At 69.6% G+C, this 6,965-nt stretch carries 9 protein-coding genes; 3 read left to right on the plus strand and 6 right to left on the minus strand.

The genetic code is table 11. The annotated features are described in order from the left end of the window. The 6 genes from ACFTZL_RS38005 to ACFTZL_RS38030 form a co-directional block, all read right to left on the minus strand. Positions 1 to 467 (minus strand): esterase/lipase family protein (locus ACFTZL_RS38005; RefSeq protein WP_382592912.1); only part of this gene is annotated, 467 nt, incomplete at its 3' end. A 25-nt stretch (positions 468 to 492) separates the two neighbouring features. After that, positions 493 to 903, minus strand: coding sequence for a nuclear transport factor 2 family protein (locus ACFTZL_RS38010; protein WP_382592915.1), 411 nt, complete (start codon positions 901 to 903; stop codon positions 493 to 495). Between the two features lie 2 nt (positions 904 to 905). Continuing rightward, complete coding sequence (locus ACFTZL_RS38015) at positions 906 to 1,712, minus strand: MBL fold metallo-hydrolase (RefSeq protein ID WP_382592918.1); 807 nt, start codon at positions 1,710 to 1,712, stop codon at positions 906 to 908. A 46-nt stretch (positions 1,713 to 1,758) separates the two neighbouring features. Continuing rightward, positions 1,759 to 2,385, minus strand: a complete 627-nt coding sequence (locus ACFTZL_RS38020) for a DsbA family protein (RefSeq protein WP_382592921.1) — start codon at positions 2,383 to 2,385, stop codon at positions 1,759 to 1,761. 383 nt (positions 2,386 to 2,768) lie between these two features. After that, positions 2,769 to 3,263 (minus strand): MarR family winged helix-turn-helix transcriptional regulator, encoded by a 495-nt coding sequence (locus ACFTZL_RS38025; RefSeq protein ID WP_382592924.1) that lies wholly within the window; start codon positions 3,261 to 3,263, stop codon positions 2,769 to 2,771. 80 nt (positions 3,264 to 3,343) lie between these two features. Beyond that, positions 3,344 to 4,255 (minus strand): AraC family transcriptional regulator, encoded by a 912-nt coding sequence (locus ACFTZL_RS38030; protein ID WP_382592927.1) that lies wholly within the window; start codon positions 4,253 to 4,255, stop codon positions 3,344 to 3,346. A 129-nt stretch (positions 4,256 to 4,384) separates the two neighbouring features. On the opposite strand from ACFTZL_RS38030, the gene ACFTZL_RS38035 reads away from it, so the two are divergent. The 3 genes from ACFTZL_RS38035 to ACFTZL_RS38045 all read left to right on the plus strand — a co-directional run bounded on the left by ACFTZL_RS38035 (position 4,385) and on the right by ACFTZL_RS38045 (position 6,929). Continuing rightward, complete coding sequence (locus ACFTZL_RS38035; protein WP_382592930.1) at positions 4,385 to 5,164, plus strand: MBL fold metallo-hydrolase; 780 nt, start codon at positions 4,385 to 4,387, stop codon at positions 5,162 to 5,164. Between the two features lie 62 nt (positions 5,165 to 5,226). Further along, positions 5,227 to 6,243 carry an SMP-30/gluconolactonase/LRE family protein gene (locus ACFTZL_RS38040; RefSeq protein ID WP_382592933.1) on the plus strand — a complete coding sequence of 339 codons (1,017 nt, stop codon included), beginning with the start codon at positions 5,227 to 5,229 and terminating at the stop codon, positions 6,241 to 6,243. Between the two features lie 35 nt (positions 6,244 to 6,278). Continuing rightward, positions 6,279 to 6,929 carry an NADPH-dependent F420 reductase gene (locus tag ACFTZL_RS38045; RefSeq protein WP_382592936.1) on the plus strand — a complete coding sequence of 217 codons (651 nt, stop codon included), beginning with the start codon at positions 6,279 to 6,281 and terminating at the stop codon, positions 6,927 to 6,929. The last annotated feature ends 36 nt before the right edge of the window (positions 6,930 to 6,965 follow it).

The following is a 6,965-nucleotide window of genomic DNA, read 5'->3' on the forward strand; positions in this document are numbered from 1 at the left end:
TGCCAGTTGAGGCGTTTGACGGCCTCGGCGGTCAGGGTGGGGTCGACGCCGCTGAAAATGGACTCCTCGGCGTCTCCCGCCTTGACGGCGAGGCCGTCGGGAGAGCGGATCCAGGTGGGCGGGAAGTCACCGCCCATCCACTCCAGCATCGAGGTGCCGGCCTCCAGTGCGAAGGCGGCCACGTAGACGAGTTCGGCGACCTGGCCGGCTTCGGCGGCGACCCAGGTGGCGGGCACGCCACCGTAGGAGTGGGCGGCGAGCACGACCGGCCCGTCGACTTCCTCTACGGCGGCCCGGAGCACCGCGACGTCTTCGGTCAGTCCCTGGGCGGCGGCGCTGTCGGGAGCGCTGCTGGGGAGCTGCACGGTGTGCGAGGCGATGCCGCGGGCGTCGAGCCGCTCACGCAGCGGGTCGAAGATCCACGGGGTGTGCATCGCCCCGTGCACCAGCACGACGGTGGGGTTCATCAGAGGGATCCTCAGGTGCGAAGGGTCAGTCGGTCATCGCTTCACGGACGAGCGCGGTGTCCACGAACTGCTCGAAGCGGACGATCAGTCCGCCGCGGACGGTGAAGTGGTGGGCGACGCGGACGTCGATCGGCTTGCCCGTGGCCTTGTTGGTCGCGGTGTAGCGGGCGAGGACGACGACGTTCTCGCCGTCGACGACATAGGTGTCGTCGTGGGCGGTCCAGCCGTCCCAGTTCTTGCCCAGCTGCTCCATCACGCCGGAGGTGACCCCGTCGGGGGTGCGGTAGGTGCCGGCCAGAGGGAAGCCGGCCATCTCCTTCCACTCCACGTCGGGGGCGAGGGTGGCGCGCAGCGCCTCCAGGTCGCCGGCCGCGGAGGCCAGGTACTGGCGGCGTACGACGTCGGCGGGTGCGGTGGAAGCGGCGAACTCGGTCATGTTCAGCCCCACTTCATCTCGCCCTTGGCGACCTTGGCACCGATCTGGGCGGCGATCAGCATGCCGTTGTCCGGGTAGCGCGCCACCAGTGCCTCGGTCAGCGCGGCACCGTCGGCGGCCTTGCCGAGCTCCTCGTCGAAGGCGACGAGGTACTCGCGGGTGGCGGCGATGGCGGAGGCGCCGGCCGGCGCGTGGGGCAGGCGGTGGCCGGGCACGACCAGCTCGGGCTGGAGGGCGGCCATCTCGTCCAGCAGGCCGATCCAGGCGGCACGGTCTTCCGGGGCCGGGGTGTCCGCGACCCAGACGTGCTCCTGCTGGAACAGCAGGACGCCACCGAGGAGGGCACGGCTCTCGGCCTGCCACAGGTAGTGCCGGTCGGGCAGGCCCTCCGGACCACCCCTGAGCTCGAAGCGGTGCCCCTCCAGGGTGAGGTCACCGGTAAGCGGCTCGAGGTCCACCAGACGGGTCGGCAGGTTCGGCCCGAGCGCCGCCCACGCCTTGAGCTTGCCTTCGTAGGAGCGCTGGATGTGCTCGATGACGATCGGGGTGGCGACGAACCTCGCGTCGGGGAAGGCGTCGGCGATCACTTCGGCGCCGAAGTAGAAGTCGGGGTCGGCGTGGCTGACGAACACGGTGGTCAGCTTCTTGCCCGAGTCGAGGACCTCGGCGGCCAGCCTGTGACCGTCGGCGCGGGTGAAGGCGGCGTCGATCAGCAGTGCCTCACTCTCGCCGGTGACGAGGGTGGCGGTCTTGTTCTTGCTGCCTGCCGGGAAGTCCAGGTCGAAGATCTTGAAGGAGAGGCTGCTCATGACGGTTCCTTTGGGGCGGGGGACGGTGGCTTGGGACGGGGTGGGGTCAGGAGGTGCGGGAGGCGGTGAGCGCCGCGATTTCCCGCTCCACCTCGTCGGTGGAGGCTTTGCCGACGGCCAGGACGGCCACGCGGTCGCCGTCGACAGCTAGGAGGGTGGGGAAGGCGTTGACGCCCAGCTCGGCGGCGCGGAAGCGGTCCGCTGCGGCCGCGGCCCGCGCTTCGGGCGCCTCGAAAGCCGCGGCGACGGCGTCCGCGTCCAGCCCGTACTGCTCGGCGATCTTCCGGTAGGTGGCCGTCTCGGACAGGCTGAGGCCGTCGACGTAGAAGGCGTGCTGCACGGTGGTGGCCAGTTCCGCTGCCCGCGCCGGGGCTGCCTGACGCAGGGCGGCCACGCCACGGGCGGCGTCCTCGGAGTCCATGACGAACGAGCCTTCGGCGATCAGCCGCTCGTACGCCTTGCCGAACTCGGCTCCGGTCAGCTCGGCGATCTTGGCGTTGGCGCCGGCGACGTACCCGAACTCTCGTATGGGCACCCGGCGCTCACCGCTGAACAGATGGCCGGAGACCACCTCGACGGTGAGTTCCGGATGCCGGGACACCACCTCGAGCAGCGTCGCGGAGAACCCGTGGGACCAGCCGCAGTAGGCATCGAAAACGTAGACGAGCTTCATGGAGGACCTCGACGAAAAGGTGTGGCGCCCGCGTGGTGCGAGCGGTTCACCGGACCAACGGTACCTGACTAGTCAGATATTCCCATGATCGAACAAGAGCGCGTCCCCACGCGCTCCCGTCGCCGATCTTTCGCCCGGGCCCGTGAACTGCGCCAGGAGTGTCGGGTCAAATGGTCGTCAACCTTGCGACCATTCGCACGCATATGGCTGCATGCATGACCACGAAGGTGGCCCTACCGGCGTCTGTGACCACGAGGGCGTGCCGGACCTGATCCAAGCCGCGCCGGTCCATGCATGAGCGAGTCCGCCGCCGTGCGCAAGCCGGCGACGGAGCGGCGCGCTGAGATCACGAAGGCCACCGCGGCCTCGGAGGGCCACTGCCCTCAGGGGAGCCGGGGCAGCGTGTCGCGCGCCGTATGGCTGAGTACGCGGAGGTTCTCCGCGAACCGGTCGCGCTCTTCGGCCGGGAGGGGCCCCAGGAAGTACCGCCTGATGTTCTCCCTGTGCACCCGGGCCGCGGCAACCGTGGTCTCCTCCCCCAACGTGGTCAGGCGCACCAGCCGGCCGCGCCGGTCGTCGGGATCCTCGACCCGGTCGACCAGACCGGCCGCCGCCATGCGGTCCACCAGACGGGTCGCCCCTCCTGTGGTCAGCACCTGCTCCTGGGCGATGGCCCGCATCGACAGACCCTGCTTCCCCGCTCGACCCAGGATGAGCAGCACCTCGAACGTCAGATGGCTGATGCCGCACTCCACCTCCAGCGCCCGGCCCAGGATGTACTCCAACCGGTTCGCAGCCCCTTGCAGCCGCCCGAAGGCCAGGATCAGGGCGTTGTTCGCCGCCTCCGCCGGCGTCGAGATCTCCGCGTGCTCGTCCATGGCCCTGCGCCCCTTCCGCTCCTGCTCCCACCCCGCCCACCGATCATGTTCGCACCGGCACGAGCCGGCCTGTCACCGGTTCACTGCCGGCCTTGATGGGCCAGCCGGAAGGCGCCGGGGGTCCCGCCGGTGTGGCGGGCGAAGAACTTGCCGAAGTTGGTGGCCTCGGGGAAGCCCAGGCGGCGGGCGATGGTCGCGACCGGTTCGTCGGTGTGCGCCAGCAGCCGTTGGGCCTCCAGGGCGACCCGTCCGTCGATGACGTGCTTCACGGGCTGCCCGGTCGCGGCCAGGCAGGCGCGGGTGAGTGTCTTGACGGTGTATCCGAGGCGGTGGGCGTAGTCGGCGGCGCGGCGGGTGGTGGCGTAGGAGCGTTCCAGCTCGGCGCGGAAGCGGGCGTAGACCTCCCCGCCGGCGTGTGCGCCGCCGCCGTCCGGGTGGGGCAGCCGGTCGATCTGCAACAACACGGTGGCGAGCAGGAGTTGCAGGATCTCGGAGGACACCGTGTACACCGGCCGACCGTATTCGGCCCGCAGTTGGCCGAGCAGAGTGGACAGCACCGCGTACTCGGGACTGGCGCCCAGTTGCCAGCACGCGGGTCCGTACCACTCGTTGACCAGCCGGTCGGCGCTGCTGGAGTGGGGCGGGAAGGCCGGCGTGAAGAGCAGGTGCGTGCCGTTGGCGGTGGTCGGTCGCATGAAGCGCTGTACCTGGCCGGGCCGGATCCAGAGCAGGGTGCCGGGGCGGCAGGGGTAGGCGACGAAGTCGATGGCGTGTTCGCCGCTGCCCTCGGTGATGAGGGTCAGGGTATGGAAGTCGACCCGGTGCACCGCGTCGAGCCGACTGCGCCGGCGACGGCGACGGCGACGCTCGTGCAGGGTGACCAGGTCGATGATCTCGAACCCGGGGACGCGTTCCTCGGGGGGATTGAAGTCGAGCCGGGGGATGGCACCGCCCCGGGAGGGATCCGCCTCGTCAAGATCCGCCGGATTCATCACTGACTCCAGGATGTCCTCGATTTACCATGCCGGGTCTCCAGCGTATCTCGTCTGCCTGCGGTTTCACGGCGAGAGTAGAGGACATCAAGGCGACGCAAGGCCGCCCCTCACCGCAAGGAGCACCCCATGAACGGCACGGTCACGGTCCTCGACAAGGGCGCGGTCCGCATCCACAGCTACATGTCCCCGGCGGACACCTTCCACACCACCACGCAGCTGATCGAGACCTCGGCGCGGATCGTCGCGATCGACGCCCAACTGCTTCCCGCCTACGCGGACGAGGCGCTCGCCTACGCCAAGGGGCTCGGCAAGCCGCTGGACCGGCTGATCGTCACCCACGCCCACCCCGACCACTACAACGGTGCCGCCCGTTTCGGCGTCCCCGTCCACGCTCTGGCGGAGGTTCGTGAGCAGATCATCGCGCGCGGCGACAGCCAGTTGCCCACCGGCCAGGTCATCCCGCTCAGCGACTTCACGCCGACCGTGGATCTCACTCCCGGCACTGAGGTCATCGACGGTGTCCCGTTCGCCTTCGAGGCCGTCTCCGGCGGTGAGGCCGCCGACGAACTGCTCATCAAGCTGCCCGAGCAGGGCGTTCTGATCGCCCAGGACCTCGTCTACAACGACGTCCACCTCTACCTGGGCAACAACGACATCACCGGCTGGCAGCAGGCGGTCGACACGCTGGCCGCCGAGTCCGGCTACGACACGATCCTCGCCGGGCACGGCCTGCCGACCGGCCCCGAGGTCTACGCGGATGTACGCCGCTACCTCGCCGACGCCCGCGAACTGCTCGGCGACGACGGAGACGCGTACAAGAAGGCGATCGTGGACCGATACCCCTCCCATGTCGGCCCGTTCATCATCGACATCGCCAACCGGTCCCTCTTCCCCACCGGTCACTGATTTCCTCCCCCCGTTTCCCGATTGCCCAGCTTGCCTCGCGCATTTCCCCACGGAGATCCGTCATGTCACCACCCCGCCTGTCCCGTCCGCGCGCCACGGCCGTCGCGATCGCCTCGCTCCTCGTCCTCGGCGCGTCCGCCCCGGCCCTCGCCGCCTCCCGGACGGCCGGGAAGCCGACCGCCGCCCACGCCCACGCCCATCACCACCCACTGCCCGCCAGTTACACGATCCCCGGCGACAAGACCTATCCGGAGGGCATCGCCCGCCAGCACGGCACGCCCTACTTCTACGTCGGCAGCACCAGCGACGGCACGATCTACCGCGGTGACGTCCACCAGCCCGCGACGAAGGTGTTCCTGCCGGGCGGCAAGGACGGCCGCACCTCCGTCGCCGGTATGAAGACCGACCGCGCCGGCCGGCTGATCGTCGCCGGTGGCGCCACCGGCAAGGTCTTCGTCTACGACACCCGCACCCGCGCCCTGCTGCACGTGTTCGACACCGGCCGCACCGACGTCTTCCTCAACGACGTGGCCCTGGCTCCCAACGGCGACGCCTACATATCCGACTCCGTCCACCCGGCGCTGTGGCACATCACCGCCGCGGAGCTGAAGAGCAAGCGCGTCCCGCTGCCCCTGCGCGTCGGAGTGGACCTGGGCAAGTCTCCGATCGACTACAACGCCGGATTCAACGGCAACGGCCTGGTCGTCACCGGCGACGGCCGCTACGTCCTGCTCTCCGACTACAACGACTACGCCTTCTACCGCATCGACATCCGCACCCACGAGATCGTCCCGATCGACCTCGGCGGCGCCAAGGGCATCTCCGGCGACGGCCTGCTGCTGCGGGGCCACACCCTCACCGCGGTTACCGAACTCGACCACCCCGAGGGGCAGATCGCCACCCTGAAGCTCAGCCGCGACTACACCGAGGCCAAGCTGGTGCGCACCCTTCACGGCCACGGCATGCACAGCCCGTCCACGGCCGCGTACGACGGCCATGACCTGCTGATCGTCAACTTCCAATTCCAGATCGCCGACCCGAAGCTGCCGTTCAACGTGGTGCGGGTTCACACCGACTGACCCCGGGCCAAGCTCGGAGAAGGACGACAACCACCATGCAGATCACCATCGTCGGTGCCGGAAACATGGCCCGTGGCATCGCCACCCGTGCCCTCGTGGGCGGCCACCCGGTCACCATCACCGCCAAGGACCCCGCCAAGGCCGTGCAACTCGTCGACGAACTGCCGGCGCAGTCACCCGAGGACGCCCAAGTGCGGGCGGCCGACGACTCGGCCGTGGACACCGCGGACATCGTGGTCCTCGCCGTACCGTTCACCGCGGCCAAAGAACTCGTCGCCTCCTACGGGGCCCGTCTCAGAGGCAAGATCGTCGTGGACATCAGCAACCCCGTCGACGCCTCGCTCGACGCGCTCGTCGTCGCCCCCGGCACTTCGGCCGCCGAGGAACTCGCCGAGGTCATCACACCGGACAGCCACGTCGTGAAGGCGTTCAACACCACGTTCGCCGCCACGCTGGTCGCCGGACAGGTGAACGGCACTCCCCTGGACGTCTTCATCGCCGGTGACGACGAAGCCGCCCGCAAGCAGGTCGCCGACCTGGTCGCCTCCGGCGGGCTGAACCCGGTCGATGTCGGCGCGCTCAAGCACGCGCGTGAACTGGAGGGCTTCCAGTTGCTGCACATGGCCCTGCAGATCCGGGACGGCGGCCACGGCTGGGCGAGCACGATCAAGATCGTCGCCCCCTGAGCCGCGCGGCCCGGCCCTCTCATCCCGCTGCAGGCT

Origin of the sequence: Streptomyces sp. NPDC056948, assembly GCF_042674225.1 — a bacterium.
GTDB classification, from domain to species: domain Bacteria; phylum Actinomycetota; class Actinomycetes; order Streptomycetales; family Streptomycetaceae; genus Streptomyces; species Streptomyces purpurascens.